This window comes from Chryseobacterium sp. TQ-BC-N36, from assembly GCF_058382295.1.
This window is the reverse complement of sequence record NZ_CM178175.1, coordinates 96,416-122,344: the sequence shown is the minus strand read 5'-3', so window position 1 is coordinate 122,344 and position 25,929 is coordinate 96,416. Positions and strand designations below refer to the sequence as shown.

Here is a 25,929-nt window from a genome sequence, read left to right as displayed (position 1 = left end):
GACAAGGATTATTTTTAAGCTTTCAATTCATCTAAAATTTCACTGAACACCGCCTGTGCAGAGAAAATACGGTTTTTAGCCTGCTGATAAATGATAGAATGCTCTCCATCCATTACCTCATCGCTCAGTTCCACATTACGACGAACCGGAAGGCAGTGCATCACTTTTGCATTATTGGTACCGGCTAGTTTCTCGTTGGTAAGCATCCACTCGCCTTTTACTTCCGGCATTGCAGCATAATCATCAAAAGAAGACCAGTTTTTTACATAAATAAAGTCTGCATCTTTCAAAGCTTCATCCTGATCATGGATTACCTTTACATCTTTGGTAAAGTTTTTATCTAAATCATACCCTTCGGGATTGGCAATAACCAACTCAACATCCATTTCCTGCATCCACTCGGCGAAAGAGTTTCCAACAGCGTGCGCGATAGGTTTGATGTGCGGCGCCCATGTTAATACCACTTTCGGCTTGTGATCTTTTTTCCAGTTTTCTGTAATCGTGATGCAGTCCGCCAGACTTTGCAGCGGGTGGCGCGTAGCTGATTCCAGAGAAATCACAGGCACATTTGCATGCTTCTCAAACTGGCTTAAGATACTTTCATTCACATCATCCTCTTTGCTTTTCATTCCTGCAAAACAACGCACCGCAATGATATCACAATATTGATTCAACACTTCAATGGCATCTTTGATGTGCTCTACGGTATCACCGTTCATAACGGCTCCGTCAGCAAATTCAAGGTTCCAGGCTTCCTGGGCTGCATTTAATGTCAATACATTCAACCCAAGATTCTGAGCGGCAATCTGACTGCTCAGACGGGTTCTTAAACTTGAATTTAAAAATACAAGCCCGATTGTTTTTCCCTTTCCTTTTTCTGTTTCGGTAAGGGGATTTGCTTTTATTTCTAAAGCTTTTTTTATAATTTCCTGTAAGTTTTCCACATCACTTACAGAGGTAAATTTCTTCATTTTGAATTGATTTTAAAGATTGTGTTTACACATTTTTGAGAGTTTTAACGCAAGGGCGCAAAGCTTTTCACCGATCCTTTTTTCGTTCACAAGGGCGTTTCACTCAGCAATTGACATTTGTTTTTGTCATTCTGACGAAGAAAGAATCTTGCATTATTATATTTTAAGAGATTCTTCATTTCACTTCGTTACAATCAGAATGACAAACGCAGCGTTAAAGCTTTTTAATCTTTTTGCTATTTCGTCATTTTGCCTTTTAAATATTTCCAAGCACTGCTTTCAAAGCATTGATGAAAAGATCCGTTTCCTCTTTTTTGATATTAAGTGCCGGAAGAATCCTCAACACTGTTTTATCATTAGAGTTTCCGGTGAAAATATGATGACCGAACAGTAATTCTTTCCTTACTTCTGAACAGTCCCTGTCAAGTTCTATTCCGATCATCAATCCTTTCCTTCGGATCGATTTAATATGTGGTAAATCTTTAATTTCATTTTCAATATACTCACCCATTTCCTGAGCATTTTCGATAAGATTTTCATCTTTCATCACATCCAGCACAGCAATGGAAGCAGCGCAGGCAAGGTGATTTCCTCCAAATGTGGTTCCCAGCAAACCGTTGCTTGCCTGAAATTTAGGATGGATCAAAACTCCGCCTACTGGAAATCCATTCCCCATTCCTTTTGCTGTAGTAATGATATCTGCTTCTACACCAAATTCCTGATGCGCAAAGAAATATCCGCTTCTTCCGTATCCGGACTGCACCTCATCCAAAATAAGAACAGCATCATATTTTTCACACAGCTCTTTGATTTTAGATAAAAATTCGGGTGTCGGAATCATAATTCCTCCTACTCCCTGAATTCCTTCGATGATCACAGAAGAAATTTCATTTCCATGAAGTTCGAAAGTTTCTTCAAGCTGCTTTATATCATTCCATTCTGATTTGATAAATCTTTCGGAAAAATTAACCGGAGCTACAATTTTCGGATTATCTGTTACCGAAACCGCTGCAGAAGTTCTTCCATGGAATGAGCCTGAAAAATACAGCACTTTGCTTTTCCCGTTATGAAATGAAGCCAGTTTTAAAGCGTTTTCATTGGCTTCAGCTCCCGAATTACATAAGAAAAGGTTATAATCTTCATATCCTGAAAGCTTACCCAGCTTTTCTGCCAGCTCAGTCTGCAATTCATTCTGAACAGAATTGGAATAAAAAGATATTTTTTCCAGCTGATCTTTCAGCTTATTCTGATAATACGGATGATTATGGCCAATAGAGATTACTGCATGACCTCCGTAGAAATCAAGATATTTTTCTCCTTTATCATCCCAAAGAAATGATCCCTGAGCCTTTACCGGATTGATGTTGAATAATGGATATACGTTGAATAAATTCATGTCTTTTTATAAATGATAATTGATAAATGTTTAATGATACGGGATTCGAGATTTTGCGTTCCCGTACATTTTACTTGTACCTTAGAATGCTATCGGTTTCAGGTTCAGTCCCGCATTTTCGTCCCAGTTCATGGCCAGATTCATATTCTGAACGGCCTGTCCCGAAGCACCTTTCAACAAATTGTCAATCGCTGAGTGAACAACGGCAACATTTCCACTCTTTTCGATCTGAATCACACAGCGATTAGTATTGACAACCTGCTTTAAATCAACCGCCTTCCTACTTATGGTAACGAAAGGCTCCTCCGCATAAAAATCCTGATACATCTGTTCTATTTCCTCCAGCTCCAAATCCGTCTTCATGGTGGAACTTGTAAAAATTCCTCTTGCAAAATCTCCTCTCCATGGAACAAAATTCAGGTTTACTTCTTTATTATTGAATGAAACCAGCTGCTGCAAAATCTCATCTATATGCTGATGAGTTAATGTTTTATAGGCTGATACATTATCATTTCTCCAGGTAAAATGAGTCGTTGCCTGCAAGGACTGTCCGGCTCCTGTAGAACCTGTAATCCCTGTGGTAAAAATCTCATTTAACATTCCTTTTTCTGCCAATGGCAATAAGGCCAATTGAATTGCTGTTGCAAAACATCCCGGGTTGGCAATACTTTTAGCCCCCATCAGTTGTTTTTTATTGATTTCCGGTAATCCGTAGATAAAATCTCTGTTTCCGAAATTTCCTTCTAAACGGAAATCGTTTCCAAGATCAATCACCAGCGTTTCCTCTTTAGCAGGATTCTGCGTTAACCAGTTTTGACTTTCTTTATGAGGCAGACACAGAAAAAGAATATCTACATCTTCAGGTTTATCTGTTAAAACCATTTCACAGACCGTCGTTAAATCCGGGTACAGATCAGAAATGCTTGTTCCCGAATTCGAACGACTATATAAAAAACTCAATGTCACATGGGGATGAAAAGCCAGTAAGCGTATCAGCTCACTTCCTGTATAACCGTTGGCTCCAATAATTCCTACTGTTTTCTTCATTTTGATTCTGACAGAATTTTGTTCTGCCTTTCATTAAATCGTCCCTTCGGAACTAGTTGATATTCTGGTTAATCTGGTGGTATATATTTAAGGAATTGCTTACAATCTTTGTATATCCTTTCACATCCTCTCCCGACCATGCTCTGTTGGCCTCACCATAACTTCCGAATTGATCGGACATCAGGTCATGATCAGACTCAATTCCATTAAGAATAAATCTGTAGGGATGAAGGGTTACAAATACTTTCCCGCTTACTGTTTTCTGAGAATCGGTCAGAAAAGACTCAATATTTCTCATGACAGGATCTAAGAAAAGAGCCTCATGAAGCCAGTTTCCATACCAGTCGGATAACTGGGACTTCATCATTTGCTGATATTTTGAAAGTGTATGTTTCTCTAATAAATGATGCGCTTTGATGATCACCGATGCTGCCGCTGCTTCAAATCCTACCCGTCCTTTGATTCCAACAATGGTATCTCCCACGTGGATATCACGCCCGATTCCGTACGCTGAAGCCAGTTCTTCTATTTTTTGAATAGCATATACGGAATGTTCAAAACTTTCTCCATTTACTCCTACTACTTCACCTTTTTTAAATTCGATCTCCAGTTCTGAAGGCTCGGTTTCTTTTATTTGTGACGGAAAAGCTTCTTCCGGCAGATAATTTCTTGAAGTTAGTGTTTCTTTACCTCCTACGGAAGTTCCCCAAAGCCCTTTATTTACTGAATATTGTGCTTTCTGGAATTCCATTTCATATCCATGTTCCTTCAAAAACTCAATCTCTTCTTCACGCGACAAAGCCATATCACGGATAGGCGTAATGATTTCGATATTCGGACACATCACCTGAAAGATCAGGTCAAAACGAACCTGGTCATTTCCTGCTCCCGTACTTCCATGAGCAATGGCATCAGCCTGTACTTCAATAGCATATTTTGCAATCTCCTGCGCCTGAATGGTACGCTCAGCACTTACAGAAAGAGGATAGGTATTATTCTTCAATACATTCCCGAAAATCAGATATTTCACACATGAATTGTAATAATCTTCCTGAGCGTCTACACACCTGTATTCTTTTACCCCAAGGTTTAAGGCTTTTCTTTCCAATTCTTTTTCCTCTTCTTTTGAAAAACCTCCGGTATTTACAGTAACTGCATACACATCATACCCTAGTGTTTCACTAAGATATTTAGCACAGTAGGAAGTATCTAAACCTCCGCTAAACGCTAAGATGACTTTCTTTTTCATCTGGATTCTTTTTATTTTTATTAATTGCCGCATTGAATTCTCCAGCAGGATTCTGTACAGAATATGTAAAATCTGTCTGGCTCAATTCATTATATTTATTTTCAGGCTGATCATTTTTTACCGCCTCATTCTTTTTTATATTGTCAGGAACAAACAGCATGGCTGTACATAAACAGTTTTTGCGCTCCTTCATCATCAAGATCTCGTAGTTCACACAGTTTTTGCAGCCATTCCAGAATTCCTCATCCTGAGTCAGTTCAGAATAGATGACCGGCTTATATCCTAAATCACTATTGATTTTCATTACTGCCAAACCTGTTGTTAATCCAAATACTTTCGCATCAGGATATTTATCTCTAGATAACTGGAAAACTTTCTGCTTGATCTGAGTCGCTACTCCTCCGTTCCTGAATTTCGGCGACACAATCAGTCCCGAATTGGCCACAAACTTCCCGTGTGACCAGGTCTCTATATAACAGAAACCTACCCACTCCCCGTTTTCAGTGGCTACCACAGCATTGCCCTCTGAAATCTTCTTGCTCAAATATTCTATGGAACGTTTTGCGATTCCCGTTCCTCTACGCTGTGCAGAATCATACATTTCCTGCTGTATTTCACTCACATACACTAGATGTTCGCATGAGGAAATTTCTATTTCCATTTATTTATCTAAATTTTTTGGCAAATTTAAAATATAATTTCTTTTATATCCAAATAAAAAAGATATTTTTTTTGTTTTAAAATTTTAAACAGGTAAAATTATCTTTAAATAAAATTATACATTTGCTAATTTATTATATATTTGCTAAAATAATATAGCTATGGAAAATACCTGTCCCAAATGCAAGAGTACCAAAGTAGTAAAAAGCGGCATCATCAATGAGAAACAACGTTTCCACTGCAAAGACTGCAACTATTATTTTACCGTTAAAAAACTGGGGAAACAAATTGATGACTACTATGTCACCAAAGCTCTTCAGCTTTACCTTGAAGGCTTAAGCTACCGCGAAATCGAAAGAATCATCGGGGTTTCTCATGTTACTATAAGTTCATGGATTAAAAAATACAATATTACAAGGCCACCTCATTCCGAATTCCATCCTGTTTATAAAATATTAAAGCAGCATGAGCTGATCGATTATATAGCACAGGAAGAAAATATTAAAAATTCCGGGATTATTATTACTCAGTTCGCGGATAAATATATGCTGATCAAGTGGGAAAGGTTTAAGAAATAAGTAAAAAACTGAAGCATCAGATTAAGAGATAACAAACTGACACATAATATATTTAACACATCATTTATACCAGAGCTATATCATTACCATTAATATATATTAAATTTTCATAAACAAATTATTAATTACAATTTGGCATTCACAAAAAATAACGCCAAAAATTGATAATTTATGAAGAAATTACTTACATTTATTGGAGTAGCTTTAATCAGCAGTTCTGTATACTCACAGGGTTCTCCTGATTACGGCAGTGGCTTAAAAATCAACCTTAACCAGGATGGTGATAAATTTGTCAGATTTATTTTATGGGACCAGCTTTGGTTAAGAAATACTTCCATGAATCCCGGAAGTATGGTGGGCGGTGAACCTACAGACAACTCCTGGAGTATAGGAAACAGGCGATTACGTGCTCTCACCTATGCACAGATCTCTAAAAGATACATGATTCTCCTGCACTTTGGAATCAATAACCAAACTTTCATTAATGGCGGAGCTTCGGGCACTTCCGGAACAGGAGGATACGGAAACGGAAAAAAAACCCAGCTGTTTTTCCATGACGCCTGGAACGAATATGCAGTTATTTTACCTGGAGAAGCGGGAAAATTCAGTTTATCTTTAGGGGCAGGACTTCATTACTATATGGGACTTTCGCGCATGACCATGGCATCTACACTTAATTTCCTCACATTGGATTCTCCCGTTTTTTCGTGGCCATTAATTGATAATTCCGATCAGTTTGCAAGGCAGCTGGGAATGTTTGCGAAAGGAAAATATGGAAAACTCGAATACCGCTTTAGCTTAAATAAACCATTTGCTACGGATCTCGTTCCTGTGAATGTGACAGACCCTTCGAAAGCCGTAGCCGTAGACAACAACGGAAATCCCAGTTTTTCAAAGGCGGGATATGTCGAATACCAGTTTCTGGATGAAGAATCCAATACTCTGCCTTTCAAAGTGGGATCTTATCTGGGGACAAAGAAAGTATTTAATGTAGGCGCCGGTTTTTATCACCAGGCTGACGGTACGAGAACTTCCGTAAATTCAAATATTGAAAAACACGATATAACGCTTTTTGCAGTTGATGCCTTCGCAGATATTCCTTTGGGAGATGCAAAAAACAAAATGGCTGTTTCTGCCTATGCCGGATATTATAACTATAATTTCGGTCCTAACTATGTAAGAAACCTGGGAACCATGAATATCGCAGCATCTGATCCGAATTTCATCGGGAATAAAGCCATCGCAGGGCCTGGAAATCTGCAGCCGACTATCGGAACAGGTAATATCATCTACGCACAGGCAGGTTTACTCTTACCAAGTCAGGCAGAAAAGCCAAAGATCAGAATACAGCCTTTTGCGGCATATACTCACAAAAACTTTGAGGCTTTTGATAAATCATCATCCCAGTTTGATGTGGGAGCCAACTGGTTTATAGATGGACATCATGCGAAAATAACAACACAATATTCAACAAGGCCAGTGTATACCAGCCCTACGGAAAGTCCTTCTTCAAAAGGGGAATTCATTGTACAGTTCCAGATTTACCTATAAAAATCAAACCAACCTAAAAACCCGTAACGGTTAAAAATTCAAATTAATATCCTATTCCACTAACATCAAAAACTAATCAATATGAGCGAAAATCATCACGAAAGCTACGAAAATATGACCGACAGGCAGAAAAACCGCACCATCTGGAGTGTGATCACCGCCTCTTCCCTCGGGACATTAATAGAATGGTATGACTTTTACATTTTCGGAAGTCTTGCCGTTGTCTTAGCGACCAAATTTTTCCCTGCAGACAATCCTACTGCGGCATTTTTATCTACTCTGGCAACTTTTGCTGCCGGATTTGTTGTAAGACCTTTTGGGGCTTTATTTTTCGGAAGGCTTGGAGACCTTATCGGAAGAAAATACACTTTCCTTGTAACACTTCTGATCATGGGTTTTTCCACTTTTCTTATCGGATGTATTCCAAGCTATGAAACCATTGGATTCCTGGCACCGGTTTTAGTTTTAATTTTAAGATTACTTCAGGGACTTGCTCTGGGAGGTGAATACGGAGGAGCTGCCACTTATGTTGCAGAATACGCGCAACCTCACCGCCGGGGGTACTGGACTTCCTGGATTCAGACTACTGCTACTGCAGGGCTGTTCATTTCACTGATTGTTATTTTAATTACCAAGACCACATTGTCTGCAGAAGAGTTTGATACCTGGGGATGGAGAGTTCCTTTCTGGATCTCTATTCTGATGGTTGCTGTATCCTATATCATCAGAAAAAATATGAAAGAGTCACCGCTTTTTGCGAAAGCTAAAAGCGAGGGAAAAACTTCTAAAAATCCATTAAAGGAAAGCTTTGGAAATAAATACAACTTCAAATTTGTACTGCTAGCTTTATTCGGGGCTGCTATGGGGCAAGGGGTAATCTGGTACACAGGGCAGTTCTACGCCATGAGCTTCCTTCAAAAGGTGATGAATGTAGAATCTGCTCAGGTAGATTCACTGATGGCTACTGCTTTATTTTTAGGAACACCTTTCTTTGTCTTTTTCGGGTGGCTGTCTGATAAAATCGGAAGAAAAGCAGTGATGATGACCGGAATGCTGGTTGCCATTTTAGCGTACAGGCCTATTTATGACAGCATGTTCAAAAGTGTGAGCCTTGAGAGTAAAACTGTTGCCGCTAATGGAATTACTGAAAAAAGAACAGCAAAAATTCACAATGATATTGCAACAGACAGCCTGGTTACTTTCCATAAAGAAACACTTTATACAGATGGAACTCTGATTAAAAAAGACAGTATTGTTCACTGGTCCCCTGCAGGAGTTGTCATGAAAGACGGAAAAGCTGAAGAACCCAAAGTTTCCCAAAGCTTGAAATTAAGTGACAACACCAAATGGTACCTGATCTTTCTTGTGTTCACCCAGGTGATATTTGTAACCATGGTATACGGACCTATTGCTGCTTTTCTAGTAGAAATGTTCCCTGTGAGAATCCGCTACACCTCAATGTCATTACCTTATCATATCGGAAATGGAGTTTTCGGAGGTCTTTTACCAGCAGTAGCAACATATCTGGTAACCACCGGAAAAGAAGCGGGACACGCGACATGGTACCTTGAAGGATTATGGTATCCGATCGGAGTGGCTACAGTATGTCTCATCATCGGATTATTTTATCTTAAAAATAAGAACAACAATCTTCACGATTAAGCACTGAATCACTCAAATTTTTATTAATTTTAAAACTACTAAAATGAACGGACTAAAAAAAATATTAGGTATTCTCTGGATCGCCGTTGCGGTGATTGTAGGGTATTTCGGAATTACAGTATTGGGAATTCCTAAAATAGCATCTGGAAAACAGGAAGATCTTGTTTTTGGCATCATCATACTTTTTGTATTGATGCCGATTATCTCTGGCGGAATGGCAGTTTTCGGATATTATGCGTTAACAGGAGAATATTCTGACGATAAAATTTAAAAACAATAAAACAGATAATTGGTGGGTGATACATTCATCAATTATCTGTTATCAATTATAAAAAATGGACATCACGATTAAAGCAATTCCTCATCCCTCTGAAGATAAAAGAGTTATTGATCTCATCCACAGATTAAATACTTCTCTTACTACAATCTCTGGTGAGAGTGGAAGCAAAAGTGCAAACCTTGACGACTTTACTCAGGAGAAAGCTTTGTTTCTCATTGCTGTAAGTGATGAAAAAGCCATAGGCTGCGGAGGCTTTCGCCCCCTTTCACCAGAAATATGTGAAATTAAACGCATGTTCTCCCTGGAAAAAAACATAGGACTAGGCGGAAAGATCCTCTCAGCATTAGAAACGGCAGCAAAACAATTTGACTATAAATACATCTATCTGGAAACCCGTAAAAAAAATGACAATGCCGTGAAATTTTATCTGAAAAATGAATATAAGGTCATTGAAAATTACGGAATTTACATCGGACGCGAAGAAGCTATATGCTTCGGTAAGGAACTAAAACAGTTATGAAAAAGAGACATGAACAAAAACTAATCATACTGAGTGTAGGACTCATGATAGCTTTCAGTATTCCTATTTCATTGCTTTTTAACAGTGAAAGAGAGATTTCCGGCTATCCCATGATCCTGATCTACCTGTTCGCGGTATGGATGATCTCTATTATCATTTCTTTTGTAATTGTAAAAAGATATGATGAGTAGCTTCGCCTTATTTTTTGTGGTTTTGTTTTATCTGGCACTTCTGTTCTTAGTGGCTTATTTAGCAGAGAAGAAAAGAAGTAAGATCTGGATCAACAACCCTTATATTTATGCTTTGTCTCTTGCCGTTTATTGTACTGCCTGGACGTATTATGGAAGCATAGGCGTTGCTGCAACAAGCGGATTAAATTATCTTCCGATCTATATTGGTCCTATTATGATCATTCCGGCATGGATCTACATTAATACAAGGATCGTAAGAATTTCAAGAGTCAACAAAATAAGCAGTCTTGCCGATTTTATTTCATTAAGATATGGTAATAGCAGAAGCCTGAGTGCCATCATCACGGTGGTCTGTCTTCTGGCAATTGTTCCTTACATCGGACTGCAGATCAAAGCGATTTCTGAAACCTTCCATCTGGTAACGGAAACACCTATGTCAAAAGATATCCTTACAGATAATTCAACTTTTGTTGTGATTTTAATTGCTTTATTTTCTTCTTATTACGGAACCCGATATGTGGATGCTTCTGAAAAAAGGCTGGGAATTATCTCGGCAATCGCGCTGGAAAGTTTTTTAAAGCTATTTTTCATTATTATTCTGGGATTTTTTGTCATTTATTATGTTTTTGATGGATTCTCAGACATTTATGAGAAAGCCAGTAAATTCGAAGATTTCAAAGAAAAAAATACCTTCAACGGGATTGAAGGTGCTATAAACTGGATGATTCTCTGTATGATTTCTGCCACGGCGATCTGTATCCTGCCAAGACAGTTTCATACGGCCATTGTTGAAAACCGACAGGAGAAACACATCAGAACAGCCATTTGGTTCTTCCCTCTTTATCTTTTGATCTTCACTGTATTTATTTTTCCCATTGCCTGGGGTGGCAGACTGATTTTTGACGGACAAAAAGTAAATCCTGAGTTCTACTCCATTCTGATTCCTCAGCACTTTGACAATACCTTAATTACTGTCTTTGTATTTCTTGGAGGATTGAGCTCGTGTATTTCTATGATTATTATTTCGGCTATTACCCTCTCTATCATGCTTTCCAACAACCTCATCATCCCTTATGGATTGCTGGGAAAACTAAAATCTGAAAACGAGGAACAAAATACCAGAAGTATCACCAATATCAGAAAATTCAGCATTTTTGCCTTGATCATCATGGCTTTTGCTTTCTATAAATATTTCATTCTGAAAACTTCACTGGACTCCGTAGGATTGATCTCATTTGTAGTGATTGCACAATTGGCTCCTGCATTCTTCGGAGCTTTATTCTGGAGAAGAGGCAGTTATAAAGGCGCTGTTACAGGACTTATAGCCGGATTAATAATATGTTATTTCGGACTGATTATTCCTCAGTATTATTTTTCGTACAACCAGGAATTCAAAGGAGTGCTGAGAGACATGTATAATGCTTTCGGCTTTTTCACGATTCCTTATTTAGGAAGAATTCCACAGATATTTTTCTGGTCAATGCTGGTAAATACAGGCTTGTTTACTATTATTTCCGTAAGCTCAAAAGGAAATTACCGCGAAAGAAACTTTGCTGAACTCTACGTGGATATTGATAAATATATTCAGAATCATGAAAATGCCTTTATCTGGCGCGGGACAGCTTATATTTCAGACATTCAGAATATTCTTGAACGGTTTTTAGGTAAAAACAAAACGGAACAGGCCTTAAGAATCTTTAATTTAAAATATAATATCGATTCCAATACGGAGACTGCTGATTCAAGATTCATCAAATTTTCAGAAAACCTTTTAGCAGGAAGAATCGGTACTGCTTCAGCAAAAATATTGATTGAAGGCGTTACCAAAGAAGATAAAATATCCTTAAAAGAAGTATTGAATATCCTTGAAGAATCTCAGGAAAATATCAGTTTGAACAAGAAACTTACGGAACAGTCTGAAGAACTTCAGAAACTTTCCGATGATTTGAGAACCGCTAACGAAAGCCTTATCATCAAAGACCGTCAAAAAGATGACTTCCTGGATTCTGTTGCGCACGAGCTGAGAACTCCGATTACAGCCATCCGTTCTGCAGGAGAAATTTTAGCGGATGACGATGATATTCCCTTTGACATTAAACAGGAATTTTTAAACAACATCATTACAGAATCTGACAGATTGAGTGAAATCATCAACGATATTCTTTATCTGGACAAATTAGAGCATGGTGAAATCTCTTTACACATTCAGGAAAATAATATTATTGAAACCTATAAAAAAGCACTCAATCCTCTTCTTCACATGATACAGCAGAAAAATATTCATTTAAGTGAAGTTAATCTTCTGAATCAGTTTATATTTGAGTACGATGAAGCCAGAATGATTCAACTGTTCCAGAATATCTGGGGAAATGCTTTAAAATTTACAGATGAACAGGGCACCATACAAACCAAATTATCTGAAAAAGACGGTCAGCTGATCATTAATATTTTCAATACCGGGAAACACATTCCCGAAGAGGATCTGGAAATGATTTTTGACAAGTTTTATCAGTCGAAAAATCAAAATATTTTAAAGCCTACAGGAAGTGGATTAGGACTGGCTATTTCAAAAAAAATAGTACAGGCACACGGAGGAAGTATAAAAGCTGAAAACAGTGGATTAGGCGTAACATTCACCATAAGCTTACCCAAAACAACTAAAAAAGAGATTATAAATGAAGTTGAACATCATTAAAACCCTTTTATGAGAAAGATAATCATTGCGGATGACGAGCACAAAATTTTAATGTCGCTGGAATACAGCTTTAAGAAAAACGGATATGATGTCTATATTGCCCGTGACGGAACAGAAGTCCTCGACTTTCTGAAAACAATGGTTCCTGATGTCATTCTTCTTGATATCATGATGCCTAACCTTGATGGGTACAGCACTCTGGATATTATCCGACAGGATGAAAAGCTGAAAGACACCAAAGTCATCTTTCTGAGTGCCAAAAACAATCCCAGAGATATTGAAAAAGGATTGGAAATGGGCGCTGATGCCTATGTCACAAAACCCTATTCGATCAAGAAACTGATCCAGCAGATTGAGGAAATGTTTTAAGAGACTGCTTCGCCTCCGCTCGCAATGACATGACTACATATCCTTGTCAAGGTTTAAAACTTTGACAAGGATAAAAAACCTAAACACAACTAATGATATGAATATAGATAACTTATTTAAACAAAGCATAGAAAATAAAGAAGATTTCTGGAAAGAACAGGCCGGAAAAATACAATGGTTTGAATTTCCCGGAAAGATTCTTTCCAAAGATGAAAATGATTATTCACAATGGTTTGCTGACGGAAAACTCAATATGTGTTATTTATGCATTGACAAACATATTGAGGACGGTTTCGGAGATCAGGTTGCCATTGTTTATGATTCACCTGTAACCAATCAAAAGAAAACCTATACTTTCAGTCAGGCCAAAGAGGAAATAGCAAAACTGGCGGGAGGCCTAATTTCTTTAGGATTAAAAAAAGGAGATACGGCCGTTATTTATATGCCCATGATTCCGCAGACTCTCTTCGCTATGCTTGCGTGTGCGAGAATTGGCGTCATTCATAATGTAGTTTTTGGAGGTTTTGCTCCCCATGAGCTTGTGGTAAGAATTGATGACTGTAAACCTAAAGTTTTAATCACCGCTACAGCCGGTGTGGAAATTGCCAAAAGAATACCTTATCTGCCACTGGTAGAAAAAGCCATTGAACTGGCACAGGATAAAGTGGACAACATTATTGTATACAACAGGAAGCTGGTCGACAATCAGAATGAAATGTTTGACGGACTGATAGATTATGAAGAACTGGTAGAGAAATCAGCTCCGGCAGACTGTATTTCTTTAGAATCAACCCATCCGCTGTATCTGCTTTACACCTCAGGAACAACCGGTAAACCCAAGGGCATTGTTCGCGATACCGGAGGATATGCCACTGCACTACAGTTCTCAATGACTTATGTCTATGGGGTTGAGCCGGGAGAAACCTACTGGGCAGCTTCAGACTTTGGTTGGGCTGTAGGACACAGTTTTTCGGTGTACGGACCATTAATCAACAGAAACACAACGATCATTTTCGAAGGTAAACCCATCATGACTCCTGATGCCGGAACTTTCTGGAGAGTCATCTCAGAATATAAAGTTTCGGTGATGTTTACGGCACCCACTGCTATCAGAGCTATTAAAAAAGAAGATCCCAGCGGAGAACTGGTAAAAAAATACGATTTAACCCACTTCAGAAAACAGTTTATGGCTGGTGAAAGGTGTGATGTAGCCACTTTGGACTGGTTTGCAGAACATATTGGCGTTCCGGCAATAGATCATTGGTGGCAGACAGAATCCGGATGGCCTATGCTTGGATTGCTGACTTATGATGAAAGCTATCAGATCAAAAGGGCATCTGCCGGAAAGCCTGTTCCAGGATATGATATTAAAATCTTTGACGAAAATGGCTTTGAACTGGATCCTCACCATGAAGGTTACCTTGTGATCAAACTTCCTCTCCCACCCGGTGCTATGCTTGGAATCTGGAAAGACTATGACCGTTTTGAAAGCAGCTACCTTTCTCAGTACAAAGGCTACTATTTCTCAGGAGACGGTGCCATACAGGATGAGGACGGCTATATCTTTATTACAGGAAGAGTGGATGACGTGATCAACGTGGCAGGACACAGGCTTTCCACCTCTGAAATGGAGGAAATTGTTTCTTCTCATCCTGATGTTGCCGAATGCGCTGTGGTAGGTATTGATGATGACCTCAAGGGACAGGTTCCTTTTGCGACAGTTGTTTTGAAGAATGGCTCCACTATTCCTGAAGAAGACATTGAAAAAGATATTATCCAGATGGTCCGCAACAAAATCGGAGCAGTAGCTTTTCTAAAAAATGTAATGGTTGTCAAACGTTTACCTAAAACAAGATCCGGAAAGATTTTAAGAAAACTGATCAGGACTTTACTGGACGAAAAAGATTTTCAGATTCCATCAACCATTGATGATGAGAAAATCATTGATGAAATTCAGGAAAAAATCAAGGAATATAAGGCTTAAACGGGAAATTAAACATAAATTTAAAATATAATAAATTCAAATTTCAAAAAACGAAAGGGATATGAGAAATTACTTAATAGAAGATTTACCACAATATTTTGAAGATTATAAAAAATCTATCAAAAACCCGAAAAAATTCTGGGATAAGGTAGCAGATCAGAATTTCGTGTGGTACCAACGATGGAGCAAGGTTGTTAAGTACGATATGAATGAAGCTAAAATTACCTGGTTCAAAAACGCGAAACTCAATATTACCAAAAACTGTATCGACAGGCACCTGGCGATAAGAGGAGATAAAACGGCTATCATCTGGGAGCCCAATGATCCGAAGGAAGAGGCACAACATATTTCCTATAATGAACTCTATACACGTGTCAATAAAACAGCCAATGTGCTTCGTGATATGGGCATTGAAAAGGGAGACAGAGTCTGCATTTACCTTCCTATGATTCCTGAACTTGCCATTACGATGCTTGCGTGCGCAAAACTGGGTGCTGTACATTCGGTTATCTTCGCAGGGTTCTCAGCTTCAGCTGTCGCTTCCAGAGTAAATGACTGCGGAGCAAAAATGGTCATTACTTCAGACGGAAGCTATAGAGGAAACAAGGTATTGGATCTGAAAAGTATAGTGGATGATGCATTGGAAAAGACCCCCACTGTTGAAAGTGTCCTTGTGGTAAAAAGAACCCACAACGAAATCAAAATGAAAGAAGGAAGAGATCACTGGATGGCTGATCTATATGAGAAAGCCTCTCCTGATTTCGTCACTGTGATTATGGATTCTGAGGATCCGCTTTTTATTCTGTACACTTCAGGATCTACAGGAAAACCAAAAGGAATGCTTCATACCTGCGCCGGCTATATGGTATACACCGCTTATACTTTCAAAAATGTCTTTAATTACAAGGAAAATGATATTTATTGGTGTACTGCAGATATCGGATGGATCACCGGACATTCTTATATCCTTTACGGGCCTTTATTGAATGGTGCAACGACAGTAATTTTTGAAGGCGTCCCTACATATCCTGAACCGGACCGTTTCTGGGAAGTGATTGAAAAGCATAAGATCACTCAGTTTTATACTGCTCCTACTGCCATCCGATCTTTGGCAAAAGAAAGTGCAGAATGGGTAGATAAGCATGATCTCAGTTCCCTTAAAGTAATCGGTTCTGTGGGTGAACCTATCAATGACGAAGCATGGCATTGGTTCAATGATCATGTAGGAAGAAAAAAATGCCCGATTGTAGACACCTGGTGGCAGACAGAAACAGGAGGAATTATGATTTCCCCACTTCCTTTTGTAACGCCAACAAAACCTACCTATGCCACCCTCCCATTACCGGGTGTACAGCCTGTTCTGATGGATGATAAACGAAATGAAATTACAGGCAACCAGGTAACCGGAAATCTTTGCATCCGTTTTCCATGGCCGGGAATTGCCAGAACGATCTGGGGAGACCATCAACGATATAAAGAAACCTACTTCACAGCCTTCCCGGGAAAATATTTTACGGGAGACGGCGCATTAAGGGATGAAGTTGGTTATTATAGAATTACAGGCCGTGTAGATGATGTAATCATTGTTTCAGGGCATAACCTTGGAACGGCACCTATTGAAGACAGCATCAACCAGCACCCTGCCGTTGCAGAATCCGCTATTGTCGGTTATCCTCACGATATCAAAGGAAATGCACTTTACGGATATGTAATGCTTAAAGAAACCGGGGAAAGCCGTGATAAGGAAAACCTGAAAAAAGAAATTAACCAGCTTATTTCAGATCAGATTGGCCCAATTGCCAAACTGGATAAGATACAGTTTGTTTCAGGACTTCCTAAAACGCGCTCCGGAAAGATTATGCGTAGAATCCTGAGAAAAATTGCAGAAGGTGACTTCAGTAATTTCGGTGACATCACTACTCTTTTGAATCCTGAAATTGTAGAGGAAATTAAAAATGAAAGAATTTAAATTAATCATTATTTAACCAATAGTGAGGCCCTGGAAGTTTATTTCCGGGGCTTTTGTTTTTTCATACTTTATTTAGTTTTCAAAAAACACGACAACTTTTGTCGCCGTGTTTAGATAATTTTGCATCAGAACCAGACAAAATCATTATAATATGAATATAATCAAATAATGTATAGTATGATTTATATTAAATCGCATTAACGTGAGTTTCGCTTCTTAAAAAGTGTTAAATTTGCAAAGTTTCAAAAAACTAATTACGAACTCAAAAAACAACATTGAATGAGAAAGTTTTATCTCAGTGCACTTACTTTGTGCATGATTCCGGGAGTATCTGCCCAGGAAGTGGTGTGGCAGAAAGACATCAGATCCTCCACCCAGGATTTCCTGAGCCAGGTTACCACAACCATCGATCAGCAATACCTAATTACAGGAAGTTCGATACAGTCAGGAAGCGGAAAACTGGAGGCTGGAAGTAAGCAGAACAACGGTTATGATTTTCATCTGGTCAAGCTGAACCAGCAGGGAGAAGAAATCTGGGAAAAATATTTCTCAGGACAAAATCATGATTATTTATCAGCTACAGTTACCACACAGGATGGAGGATTTCTTTTAGCAGGCACTTCTTATTCAGGGAAAGGGCTGGATAAAAAAGAGGATTCCAAAGGAGGATCTGATATCTGGCTGATCAGGATCAATGAGTTTGGAGATGAATTATGGCAGAAAACCTTAGGCAGCTCTTCTGATGAAGAAGCCAGAGCGGTTATCCAGACTACCGATTTGGGATTCTTTGTCGCGGGTAACATACAAAACGCTGCAAAAGGCTACGGTTCTAAGGATGTCTTCATCACAAAACTGGACAAAGACGGAAAAGAACTTTCACAGCTTATTTTAGGTGGAAAAGGATTGGATGAGGTGGAGAAGATGATTCCAACAAAAGACGGAGGAGCTTTACTAGGAATATATTCAAGAAGTTCAGCTGTACAAAGTAAAATGTATAATGTACAAAGTCCTCAAAATACATCCGACACCCGACATCTGACAACGGTACAAAAACAAAGCGACAACTTTGGCGAAGGCGATTACTGGATCGTAAAGCTGGATAAAACAGGAAAAGTGGAATGGGAAAAGAACTTCGGAGGAAAAGGTGATGATCATTTGAGAACTCTTGCATTAACCTCAACCGGATTCATTATCGGTGGAGAATCCAGATCAGAAAGATCAGGAAATAAAACGGTAGGATTAGAAGAAGGAACGGACCTATGGTTAATTTCTTTAAATGACAGAGGCGATGAACAGTGGCAGAAATCTTACAATTTCAAAAACCGTGATATTCTGATGGGAATGAGTGTTCTTCATTCAGCAGATGACAAATCTTCCAAAGGAATTTTATTGGGAGGTTATACTCAGTCTGAGGGAAGAGTAGAAACCGACGATGAAACGTTCTGGATGCTCTATCTTGATCAGGATGGAAATGAACAGTGGAGAAAGCACGTGAAAGGAGAATCCAGAAAGAAGGAAGAAAGGCTTTCAGATTTGAAACTCAACAGAGACGGTTCTATTATACTGGCCGGAACCAGCGCAGAAGAGCTTGGAAAAGAAAACTGGAAGATTGTAAAGCTGGGAGATAAACAGGTTGACCAGTTAATTGAGAAATACGATATCAAAATCTATCCGAATCCTGTTTCTGATTATGCTTATGTAGAAATTGGCTTTGATTTTAAGGATGCAGATATTCTGTTGTATGATATGAGCGGAAGACAGCTTCAAAGTATTAAAACAAAGAATACGGTGACAAAGATTAATACACAGGCACTGATTCAGGGAGCTTACGTTGTTGTGATAAAAACAGATGCGAATAAAACAGCGAATGCTAAATTAATCAAGAAATAAAAACACAATGACAAAACACTTTATTTTTCTTTTGTTGGCATTTTGTATATGCCTAAAAGCACAAAGTAATCCTACTGAATTCAATAAGCCAATACCTACACTTTCGTATCTGTCTACATATATTGATACACCTATCGATATTTCAACCGGTACTCCTAAAATAGATGTGCCTGTTTTTGACCTACCCACAAGAAATAAGAATGTGAATATTAGTTTGGGAATGTCTTATCACGTTAAAAATTCTGCACGATTTCAAAAATCTTCAGATGTTGGTTTAGGATGGAGCCTGATGAATGTTAATAATGCTATTTCTAAAGTTACAATTGGAGCATTGGATGAAAAAACGGCGAATAACCCCCTTATGAATATGGATTTGTTTCAGTTCGATGATGTATTTTATTTTAATGCATTTGGAATGTCTGGTAAGTTTGTTTTCATAAAAAGTGGTAGTACTATTACTGTTAAGAATTTAGGAACTTCAAAGGAAAAAATCGAATTTACTAACTCAACCAATAAATTCTATGATATTTTAGATTTTAAAATCACTGATGAATATGGTAATCAGTATTTTTTTAATAAAAAAGTTCTAGCTATAGAAAACCATTACCATGAGGTTCACCCAGGGGCTTATTATTTAACAAAAGTATTGGATGCTCAGAATCAAGAGCTTGTTACAATTGAATATGCAGAATATCCTTACTCAGAATATCAACTCGCTATGATGGATTATAAACCTAAAAAAATCATTTCTAAAGATTATGGAGTAATTAATATTGAATATGATTATTTTCCAGAGAATAGGTATATGTCCAATACTACTAATATGGCAGATTGTTACCGTGTCAAAAAAGTAGAATTAAAAGACACACAAAACAGACTTGTACAACAGCTTGATTTGGAATATGGAGGTTTTGCTTATTATAAATACGAGTTCGGTAATACTGTGACTTATAATACAACAACGCTCGATAAGATCACTAAGAAAAATAGCCAGGGAAATGAAATTGAATCCCGATCATTTGTTTATAATACAACAGGAACTGACAGAAATTATGGACCATCACCTAATTTTGGGTTTGATGTATGTCCTAATGATCCTGAACCTGTCAGAGAATGGATTGATAATCCAAAATATTCTGCCATTGGAAGTTTGTCAAAAATGATCTTGCCTACTAAAGGCTATGTTAAATTTAATTTTGAGTCCAATCAATTTGAAATGCCATCCTGGATGTCGGGAACAGGATATATAAGCGGTAAAGAGTCTTATTATTTTAAGCCTATTACTTCTTTCAGTTTTGATACAAAAATTAACAATACTTACGCTTTTAATATAACACCAACGGGAAATCCTCAATATAATTACAGGGCACTTGTTTTTTGTTTTCAGGTCAATGGTTATGATCCCAATCCTTTGCTTGATCCTGAAGCAATTCCCAATATTACCTTCTTCGTAGATGGCCAAACAGTAATGCAGACTGCTGATGGTTATGGAAGAATATATATGCCCGAAGTGTTGGAAGGTCAACATACCATTACGATTTCGGGAAACACGACTGGTGTTGGATCTTTATCTGTTTCAGAAGGAACAGAGGCAGAGTATCCTCAAAGCTATGTAAGTAAATATGGGGTAAGAATTAAAAGTATAGAATATTTTGATACTGAAATTTCAGTCAAGCCTTCTAATTCTAAAACCTATTACTATGAGAAGTTTTCGGATATCAATGGTTCCAGTGGTGTACCTTCTCTGTTCAATAGTTTTAAAAAAAGCTCGGATTTTATAACAATGTATGGAGGATATGAACTCAACAGAAATATCATCTATAAAAATGTGAAAGAAGTAGATCGTGATGGAGGATATACTAAATATACTTTCCTTGGCATGGATGATATAAACCCCTCTATGATTAACAGTTATCCGGATAATCTGGATTATATGGAAGATATTAATAACAGAGGATTGTTAAAAAAGAAAGAAATGTTTGACTCAGCTAATCAAATTGTAGCTTCAGAAAGTCATGAATATACTACGCAAACTTTATCTGCCACGCCTATCATGGTAGAGCAGCCTGGAGGATATTTAAAACTCAATCCTATATACGTCCGAAATCATAAAATTTCAAATACACTTTACTATCCTCAAAATAGATTTGTCACTTCGTTAAATGAAACACAGATAAATAAGTTTGACTTCAATGTAGATTATACTAAAGAAACTACAGAAAGAGGGGTGTATGAAACTTATTATTCCTATCCACAAACTAAGTTATTGAACAAATTATTGGATAAAAATATTTATAAATATCTATTAGAGAAAAAAGAAACTTTCAATGGTAAAACACTATCTCGTGTAGAAACTAAATATGATAATGCTACTAATCTGTTTCCAAGTTCGGGGCTATCTTATGATCTTCAGGATATTCCATCTACAGATATTGTGTATGACCAATATGATTCCCAAGGAAATCTTCAACAATACACTACAAAAGACGGTATTTCCACAGTAATCATCTGGGGCTATAACCTGACCCAACCTATTGCCAAAATAGAAGGAGCGAAATTAACAGATATCCAGCAGTCATTCATTGACTCTATTGTGGCCGCATCCAATACAGATGCATCAGCAGGTGTAAACAATGATGAAACTTCATTTTTATCAGCATTGAATACCTTCAGAGCTAATACTGCATTATCCGCTTATCAGATCACTACCTACACCTATGACCCTTTAGTAGGAGTAAGAAGCATCACTCCACCATCAGGAATCAGGGAAAGCTATATTTATGATTCGGCTAACCGACTTGAAAAAGTGATTGACGTGGATGGCAAAGTGCTGAAGGAAATGAAATACAACTATAAAAACTAAAAACCGATGAAAAAATTATTAATTCCGGCAGGAGCCCTGCTTCTGTCCAACCTTGTATTTGGGCAGGCTTCTACCACAGAAAATTATGTTCAGACCAAAACCTATCTTGACTACAATGGAACTACGCCTACAAAAACCTCTGAAACAGTTCAGTATTTTGACGGGTTGGGAAGACCTAAGCAAATCGTCAATGTAAAAGCATCACCTCTGGGACGTGATGTAGTGACCCATATCGAGTATGACCAGTTTGGAAGGCAGGTGAAAGATTACCTTCCTGTTCCCCAGGGGAACACTTTAAATGGTGCCATTATTCCTAATCCTTTGAGCAATACAGCAGGTACTCCCTATGGTCCGGAAAAGATCTATTCAGAAAAGATCCTTGAGAACTCTCCTCTGGACAGGATTCAGCAGCAGATCCAGGTGGGGAATGACTGGAGTAATAAACCTGTTAAGTTTGAATATGCAGCCAATATAGGAAATGATGCCTACAAGTTTGTTCCTACAACAATATGGGAAAACGGAGCTACAAAAACGACGTTAACCGTATCTGCATATAGCAGTGCCAATCAGCTTTACAGGAATATGGTCACAGATGAAGACGGGAACAGGACCTATGAATATAAAAACGGACAGGGACAGACTATTTTGGTAAGGAAAATGATTTCAGATACGGAATACGCAGACACCTATTATGTATATAATGAATATAACCAGCTGGCTTTTGTTCTTCCTCCCAAGGCTGCTAATCAGAGCCTGACAGATGATCTGCTTAATGCCCTTTGCTACCAGTACCGCTATGACGCAAGAGGACGTCTGGTTGAAAAGAAACTTCCCGGTAAAGCCTGGGAATACATGGTATATGACAGGCAGGACAGGCTGATCATGACCCAGGATGCTGTCATAGGAGCTTTAAAACAGTGGCTGTTTACCAAGTATGACCAGTTCGGAAGAACAGCTTATACGGGAATATATACCAGCTCCCAGGTATACAGTGCCGCAGGAAGAGCGGCAGAGCAGGTGTTGGCAGATGCTAAAGGCAGCAACAATGTAGCCAGATCTGCTACGGTGGGATTCACAAACAGTGGACTGGGAGTGTATTATGACAGTGGTTCTACCAGCTATCCGGGTTCTGTTACTAAATTACTGACTGTCAATTATTATGACACCTATCCTACAGGCTCCTCTGCGGTGACCAATGTATTTGCCCAGCCCCTTCTTACGGATAACCCCGCTAATGCCCAAACCACCAAGGGAATGCTTACCGCTTCCTATATCAAAAATATAGAAGATGACAGATGGACAAAGAACTTTATCTGGTATGATACCAAAGGAAGAAACATTGGCTCAAGAAGTAACAATTATCTGGGAGGCTACACCGTGATCAACAATAAGCTTGATTTTGCCGGGGTTGTCCTTCAAACAAATACCTACCACAGAAGATTGGGTTCAGATCCTGAAAAGGTCATTGTGGAAAAGTTCACTTATGATTCCCAGAACAGGCTGCTGACCCATACCCACCAGGTTGGTAATAATCCTGTTGAATACCTTGCTCAAAATAAATACAATGAAATTTCCCAGCTGGAATCTAAAAAAGTAGGAGGAACAGCTGCTGCATCCCCATTACAGGCTGTAGATTATAAATACAATATCCGCGGCTGGATGACCAGGATCAATGATCCTGCCAACCTGAACGGGAAATTATTTGGATATGAAATGAAGTATAACAATCCTGTGTATACCAATACTTCATCAGGAAGTTTTAATGGAAATATCACAGAGATTGATTGGAATATTTCCAGTGCAGAGGGTTTGAAAAGATACAATTATCAGTATGACCCTTTAAACAGGATGTTAAAAGGAGTGTATTCCGAGCCCAATTCTTCTGTAGCCCAGAATAATTACTTTAATGAAGAGCTTACTTATGACCTCAATGGAAACATTAAAACCTTAAAAAGATTTTCATGGCCTGTTTCCGGGGGAACGACTGCAGAGAAGATCGATGATCTGGTCTATAACTATCAGAATGGGGACAAAAGTAATACCCTGGACAGAATCACCCTTCCTCCTGGTGTTATTAACAACAGTTCAGGATATAATGCTTTGCAGGGAACCATGGGCTATAACCTTAATGGGAATATAACGGATCATCCTGATAAGAAAATGAATATCAGTTATAATTATCTGAATCTGCCTAGTTATATTTCAGTTAACGAAGGGTTGATAGGTATTTCCAACACCAGCTACACCTACAGGGCAGATGGCACGAAAGTATCTAAAACATATAGTATGAACGGATCCATAGAAACCAATTATCTAGACGGTTTCCAGTATGATAACAGGCATGCCTATGATACGTCAGCATCTCTTTACACCGTTCCGGTATTGAAATTTGTACCCACCTCAGAAGGGTATTATGATTTTACTGAAAATAAGTATATTTACAATTACACGGATCATTTAGGAAATATAAGAGTGAGCTATAAGAATAATGGTACTGCACTGGAGGTTATTGATGCCAACAGCTATTATCCTTTTGGGTTAAAACACCAGAACGGACCTGTTGTACCGGCTCCTTTTGCAGGTGTGCCTTATAATTACAAGTACAATGGGAAGGAATTACAGGAGACGGGAATGTATGATTATGGAGCAAGATTTTATATGCCGGATATGGGTAGATGGGGTGTGGTGGATCCGCTGGCAGAGAAGATGAGAAGGCATAGCCCATATAATTATGCCTTTAGTAACCCTGTTAATTTTATAGATCCTGACGGTAGAGAAGGATTAGGATGGATACATCAGGTTATAGGAGATCAACATAATTTAATATACAATGCTAATATCAGTACTGTACAAGAAGCATTGGATGCAGGTTATGCGAGTGTATATGGTGTTGCAGAAACAGGTGAGGTTACAGATCAGACTACAGGTGATGTGAAGTATACCTTAAATGCAGATGGAACTTATACTGATGCAAACGGTAAGACATCCTATGGAGCGACAACAACACCTGGAGGAATGTATATAAAAGGTCAAGGTGCTTTTGATCTTACCAGATATCTTTCTCATTTAGGAAATGAAGGTGGTAACTTTTATACAAATTTAGGAGGTGCTGGTCCTTTAAACTATACTAATCCTTTCTTTAGAGGAGATATTGATAAAATTGTAAGCTTGGATGGTTTTATGGGAGGAATAGTTAATAGTTTAAGCAGAGGAAATGACTGGAAAGATCTTATGGCTTACAGGGTCGATATAATGGCATTAGGAGATTTAGCATATACATTTTTAGGAGGAAAGGTGCAACCTGTCAATAAAGATACAATTATTAATGCTACAGTACCACTTGATGATAAAGATTCTATTATGAAATTTAAAGTACCAAAAACAGGAAATATATATCAAAACTGGCATACAGGAAATAATTATGACGAAATTTCAAATCCATATGTAAAGGCAAAAGTTGATAGTGTAATAAAGTCTAAACAAAAATAATATGAAGAACTTAGGTTTTACGATTGGGATAATTGTTCTTTTGCTACAGTCTTGTAAAAAAGAAAATTATGTTGAATGGATTAAAACGAATGAGACTAATACAAAAGCGACATTCAGTAAAGGAAGATTAGTAAGTTCAGAAGTATTTGATAAGAATGCTAAATTAGATAGTAAGTATATTTATCATAATGGTACTGTAATTAAAATTTATAAATATTATCCAAATAAAAAGATAAGTAGCTACTCCTATTTACATAAAGCACCCAACCATTTTACTTCAACAATCTATTTTAATAATGGAAAAATTGCAAGTGAGGGAGAAATAGATTTTTATAAAGGTAAAAATTTATACTTAAAAAGGGGGCCTTGGATTTTTTACAGTAAAACAGGAGAGCCATATGCTGTATATACATTTACTCATGATAATAAAAGTCAATATATAAAAGGTGAAATGCTTTTTGATACGATTAAAAAGAAAATTATTCGAGATGTAATATTTGATCCCCCTGTTTTAGCAGAGAAAGAAACAAAAGAAGTTGTTCATCTTTTTAACCCTAAATAATGT

19 protein-coding genes are annotated in these 25,929 nt (G+C 38.0%); 14 read left to right on the top strand and 5 right to left on the bottom strand.

Annotated features, from left to right (window positions below; genetic code table 11):
* Positions 1-14: 14 nt before the first annotated feature.
* The 5 genes from AC3FI7_RS00500 to AC3FI7_RS00480 all read right to left on the bottom strand — a co-directional run bounded on the left by AC3FI7_RS00500 (position 15) and on the right by AC3FI7_RS00480 (position 5,324).
* On the bottom strand, positions 15-971 hold the full coding sequence (locus AC3FI7_RS00500; RefSeq protein ID WP_491461122.1) for an N-acetylornithine carbamoyltransferase: 957 nt from the start codon (positions 969-971) through the stop codon (positions 15-17).
* Positions 972-1,227: 256 nt separating this feature from the next.
* Positions 1,228-2,367, bottom strand: coding sequence for an aspartate aminotransferase family protein (locus AC3FI7_RS00495; protein ID WP_343657783.1), 1,140 nt, complete (start codon positions 2,365-2,367; stop codon positions 1,228-1,230).
* Between the two features lie 81 nt (positions 2,368-2,448).
* Positions 2,449-3,414 carry an N-acetyl-gamma-glutamyl-phosphate reductase gene (gene argC, locus AC3FI7_RS00490; protein ID WP_491461121.1) on the bottom strand — a complete coding sequence of 322 codons (966 nt, stop codon included), beginning with the start codon at positions 3,412-3,414 and terminating at the stop codon, positions 2,449-2,451.
* 52 nt (positions 3,415-3,466) lie between these two features.
* Complete coding sequence (argG, locus tag AC3FI7_RS00485; RefSeq protein ID WP_142722109.1) at positions 3,467-4,663, bottom strand: argininosuccinate synthase; 1,197 nt, start codon at positions 4,661-4,663, stop codon at positions 3,467-3,469.
* Complete coding sequence (locus AC3FI7_RS00480) at positions 4,635-5,324, bottom strand: GNAT family N-acetyltransferase (RefSeq protein ID WP_142722108.1); 690 nt, start codon at positions 5,322-5,324, stop codon at positions 4,635-4,637. Before AC3FI7_RS00480 ends, argG begins: the two co-directional genes overlap by 29 nt.
* Positions 5,325-5,484: 160 nt before the next feature.
* Between AC3FI7_RS00480 and AC3FI7_RS00475 the strand changes: the two genes are divergently transcribed.
* The 14 genes from AC3FI7_RS00475 to AC3FI7_RS00410 all read left to right on the top strand — a co-directional run bounded on the left by AC3FI7_RS00475 (position 5,485) and on the right by AC3FI7_RS00410 (position 25,926).
* Positions 5,485-5,901, top strand: a complete 417-nt coding sequence (locus AC3FI7_RS00475; RefSeq protein ID WP_142722107.1) for an IS1/IS1595 family N-terminal zinc-binding domain-containing protein — start codon at positions 5,485-5,487, stop codon at positions 5,899-5,901.
* A 171-nt stretch (positions 5,902-6,072) separates the two neighbouring features.
* The gene (locus AC3FI7_RS00470; RefSeq protein ID WP_142722106.1) at positions 6,073-7,452 is read left to right on the top strand and encodes a porin; all 1,380 of its coding nucleotides are present in this window, start codon (positions 6,073-6,075) and stop codon (positions 7,450-7,452) included.
* Between the two features lie 81 nt (positions 7,453-7,533).
* Complete coding sequence (locus tag AC3FI7_RS00465; RefSeq protein ID WP_491461120.1) at positions 7,534-9,114, top strand: MFS transporter; 1,581 nt, start codon at positions 7,534-7,536, stop codon at positions 9,112-9,114.
* 43 nt (positions 9,115-9,157) lie between these two features.
* Entirely contained in the window at positions 9,158-9,385 is a 228-nt protein-coding gene (locus AC3FI7_RS00460; protein ID WP_142722104.1) for a DUF6814 family protein, read from the top strand.
* 64 nt (positions 9,386-9,449) lie between these two features.
* Positions 9,450-9,914 (top strand): GNAT family N-acetyltransferase, encoded by a 465-nt coding sequence (locus AC3FI7_RS00455; RefSeq protein ID WP_491461119.1) that lies wholly within the window; start codon positions 9,450-9,452, stop codon positions 9,912-9,914.
* Complete coding sequence (locus AC3FI7_RS00450; RefSeq protein WP_142722102.1) at positions 9,911-10,105, top strand: hypothetical protein; 195 nt, start codon at positions 9,911-9,913, stop codon at positions 10,103-10,105. Before AC3FI7_RS00455 ends, AC3FI7_RS00450 begins: the two co-directional genes overlap by 4 nt.
* Positions 10,098-12,800 carry an ATP-binding protein gene (locus AC3FI7_RS00445; protein ID WP_491462117.1) on the top strand — a complete coding sequence of 901 codons (2,703 nt, stop codon included), beginning with the start codon at positions 10,098-10,100 and terminating at the stop codon, positions 12,798-12,800. Before AC3FI7_RS00450 ends, AC3FI7_RS00445 begins: the two co-directional genes overlap by 8 nt.
* Positions 12,801-12,809: 9 nt before the next feature.
* Positions 12,810-13,169, top strand: coding sequence for a response regulator transcription factor (locus AC3FI7_RS00440; RefSeq protein WP_142722100.1), 360 nt, complete (start codon positions 12,810-12,812; stop codon positions 13,167-13,169).
* A 97-nt stretch (positions 13,170-13,266) separates the two neighbouring features.
* A complete protein-coding gene (locus AC3FI7_RS00435) occupies positions 13,267-15,153 on the top strand; it encodes an AMP-binding protein (protein ID WP_491461118.1) in 1,887 nt (628 codons plus the stop codon).
* Between the two features lie 61 nt (positions 15,154-15,214).
* Complete coding sequence (gene acs, locus AC3FI7_RS00430; RefSeq protein ID WP_491461117.1) at positions 15,215-17,122, top strand: acetate--CoA ligase; 1,908 nt, start codon at positions 15,215-15,217, stop codon at positions 17,120-17,122.
* A gap of 279 nt (positions 17,123-17,401) precedes the next feature.
* Positions 17,402-19,012 (top strand): T9SS type A sorting domain-containing protein, encoded by a 1,611-nt coding sequence (locus AC3FI7_RS00425; RefSeq protein ID WP_491461116.1) that lies wholly within the window; start codon positions 17,402-17,404, stop codon positions 19,010-19,012.
* 7 nt (positions 19,013-19,019) lie between these two features.
* Complete coding sequence (locus AC3FI7_RS00420) at positions 19,020-21,875, top strand: RHS repeat domain-containing protein (RefSeq protein ID WP_491461115.1); 2,856 nt, start codon at positions 19,020-19,022, stop codon at positions 21,873-21,875.
* A 6-nt stretch (positions 21,876-21,881) separates the two neighbouring features.
* Complete coding sequence (locus AC3FI7_RS00415) at positions 21,882-25,364, top strand: DUF6443 domain-containing protein (protein ID WP_491461114.1); 3,483 nt, start codon at positions 21,882-21,884, stop codon at positions 25,362-25,364.
* Position 25,365: 1 nt separating this feature from the next.
* Positions 25,366-25,926: a toxin-antitoxin system YwqK family antitoxin gene (locus AC3FI7_RS00410; RefSeq protein ID WP_491461113.1), complete on the top strand. Its 561-nt coding sequence runs from the start codon at positions 25,366-25,368 to the stop codon at positions 25,924-25,926.
* Positions 25,927-25,929: the final 3 nt, after the last annotated feature.

Bases quoted from the DNA above. Each gene is read 5' to 3' on its own strand.
- AC3FI7_RS00500 (WP_491461122.1), bottom strand. From the start codon at position 971: ATGAAGAAATTTACCTCTGTAAGTGATGTGGAAAACTTACAGGAAATT.
- AC3FI7_RS00495 (WP_343657783.1), bottom strand. From the start codon at position 2,367: ATGAATTTATTCAACGTATATCCATTATTCAACATCAATCCGGTAAAG.
- argC (WP_491461121.1), bottom strand. From the start codon at position 3,414: ATGAAGAAAACAGTAGGAATTATTGGAGCCAACGGTTATACAGGAAGT.
- argG (WP_142722109.1), bottom strand. From the start codon at position 4,663: ATGAAAAAGAAAGTCATCTTAGCGTTTAGCGGAGGTTTAGATACTTCC.
- AC3FI7_RS00480 (WP_142722108.1), bottom strand. From the start codon at position 5,324: ATGGAAATAGAAATTTCCTCATGCGAACATCTAGTGTATGTGAGTGAA.
- AC3FI7_RS00475 (WP_142722107.1), top strand. From the start codon at position 5,485: ATGGAAAATACCTGTCCCAAATGCAAGAGTACCAAAGTAGTAAAAAGC.
- AC3FI7_RS00470 (WP_142722106.1), top strand. From the start codon at position 6,073: ATGAAGAAATTACTTACATTTATTGGAGTAGCTTTAATCAGCAGTTCT.
- AC3FI7_RS00465 (WP_491461120.1), top strand. From the start codon at position 7,534: ATGAGCGAAAATCATCACGAAAGCTACGAAAATATGACCGACAGGCAG.
- AC3FI7_RS00460 (WP_142722104.1), top strand. From the start codon at position 9,158: ATGAACGGACTAAAAAAAATATTAGGTATTCTCTGGATCGCCGTTGCG.
- AC3FI7_RS00455 (WP_491461119.1), top strand. From the start codon at position 9,450: ATGGACATCACGATTAAAGCAATTCCTCATCCCTCTGAAGATAAAAGA.
- AC3FI7_RS00450 (WP_142722102.1), top strand. From the start codon at position 9,911: ATGAAAAAGAGACATGAACAAAAACTAATCATACTGAGTGTAGGACTC.
- AC3FI7_RS00445 (WP_491462117.1), top strand. From the start codon at position 10,098: ATGAGTAGCTTCGCCTTATTTTTTGTGGTTTTGTTTTATCTGGCACTT.
- AC3FI7_RS00440 (WP_142722100.1), top strand. From the start codon at position 12,810: ATGAGAAAGATAATCATTGCGGATGACGAGCACAAAATTTTAATGTCG.
- AC3FI7_RS00435 (WP_491461118.1), top strand. From the start codon at position 13,267: ATGAATATAGATAACTTATTTAAACAAAGCATAGAAAATAAAGAAGAT.
- acs (WP_491461117.1), top strand. From the start codon at position 15,215: ATGAGAAATTACTTAATAGAAGATTTACCACAATATTTTGAAGATTAT.
- AC3FI7_RS00425 (WP_491461116.1), top strand. From the start codon at position 17,402: ATGAGAAAGTTTTATCTCAGTGCACTTACTTTGTGCATGATTCCGGGA.
- AC3FI7_RS00420 (WP_491461115.1), top strand. From the start codon at position 19,020: ATGACAAAACACTTTATTTTTCTTTTGTTGGCATTTTGTATATGCCTA.
- AC3FI7_RS00415 (WP_491461114.1), top strand. From the start codon at position 21,882: ATGAAAAAATTATTAATTCCGGCAGGAGCCCTGCTTCTGTCCAACCTT.
- AC3FI7_RS00410 (WP_491461113.1), top strand. From the start codon at position 25,366: ATGAAGAACTTAGGTTTTACGATTGGGATAATTGTTCTTTTGCTACAG.